Annotated in this window: 1 protein-coding gene; it reads left to right on the forward strand. The window is 58.4% G+C overall.

Annotated features, from left to right (window positions below):
- On the forward strand, nt 1-373 hold a 373-nt coding region (locus M0412_RS26445; RefSeq protein ID WP_371338353.1), incomplete at both ends, for a hypothetical protein.

Here is a 373-nt window from a genome sequence, read left to right on the forward strand (position 1 = left end):
GCGGACGCCGGGTCGGCGCTGAAAGCAATGGCGGATGCTTACGAAAGGGATATCAAGGCAGATCCCGAAAAGGTCCGCATGCTCTATGCCAATCGGCGCGTTGATGTAGATGCGCTGGCCAAGGAGATCGAAAAACAGGGCCTTGCATCCGGTCGCCTGAGTGGCGACCCTGTCAGCTTCAAGGCGTTCAACAACAAGGATATCCGTTTCAGGGTCGGCGACAGGCTCAGCGTCACCAGCAGCTACAGGAATCTCATTGCCGGTGAAGCCGGCCGGATCGAAAAGATCGAAGGCAAATCCGTTACCTTCAAACCCGATGGCAGCAGTCAGAGCAAGACCTTCGAGGCCAGCACCGGCGAGCCGGGTGACAGGG

The organism is Agrobacterium sp. O3.4, from assembly GCF_041414895.1.
Taxonomy (GTDB): Bacteria; Pseudomonadota; Alphaproteobacteria; order Rhizobiales; family Rhizobiaceae; genus Agrobacterium; species Agrobacterium cucumeris.